The organism is Bacillus sp. SA1-12 (assembly GCF_000981385.1).
Taxonomy (GTDB): domain Bacteria; phylum Bacillota; class Bacilli; order Bacillales; family Bacillaceae; genus Metabacillus.
The window spans coordinates 1-770 of record NZ_LATZ01000084.1; the positions used below are offsets into that span (position 1 = coordinate 1).

Genomic DNA, 770 nt, shown 5'->3' on the forward strand with positions numbered 1-770 from the left:
GAGATGTGTATAAAAATGAATAACACCTATCAACAGTTAGTACGAAATTTAGAATATTTAAAGTTAAAGCAAATGATCCAGCATCTAAGTGAAACCATCGATTTTAGTGTTGGAAATCAAGTATCTTTTGTAGAAACACTTGTAAAACTCACAAATTATGAAATTGATGTTCGAGAGAAAAATATGATTCATTCAATGGTAAAAGTGGGGGCATTTCCCCACTTAAAAGAACTAAACCAATTTGACTTTGAATTTCAGCCGTCGATTAATAAACAACAAATTCTTGATTTTATCACTTTACGATTTATTGAGAGAAAGGAAAATATTATATTTTTAGGCCCTAGTGGTGTGGGGAAAACTCATTTAGCCACTGCCATCGGCATAGCAGCTGCTAAAAAGAGAACCAGCACTTATTTTATTAAGTGCCATGATTTACTCCAGCAGTTAAAGAGAGCTAAAATTGAAAATCGTTTAGAAGCAAGATTAAAGCATTATACCAAATATAAACTGCTTATTATTGATGAAATTGGCTATTTACCTATTGATCCAGAAGATGCGAAATTGTTCTTTCAACTCATTGATCTAAGGTATGAAAAGAGAAGTACAATTCTAACAACTAATATCAATTTCAAGTCATGGGATGAAGTCTTTCAAGATTCTAAACTGGCCAATGCGATTTTAGACCGGGTTTTACATCACGCAACAGTAGTAAGTATTGTTGGAGAATCTTACCGAATCAAGGATCATCTTGCGAAAGAAAATGAGTAGAA

The 770-nt window shown here is 32.7% G+C and carries 1 protein-coding gene; it reads left to right on the plus strand.

What is annotated here, in order from left to right:
- Positions 1-15: 15 nt before the first annotated feature.
- Positions 16-768 (plus strand): IS21-like element helper ATPase IstB, encoded by a 753-nt coding sequence (gene istB / locus WQ54_RS17905; protein ID WP_046514187.1) that lies wholly within the window; start codon positions 16-18, stop codon positions 766-768.
- Positions 769-770 lie beyond the last annotated feature (2 nt).

What these genes read in the sequence shown, in the direction of transcription:
- istB (WP_046514187.1), top strand. Translation starts at nt 16, where the DNA reads ATGAATAACACCTATCAACAGTTAGTACGAAATTTAGAATATTTAAAG.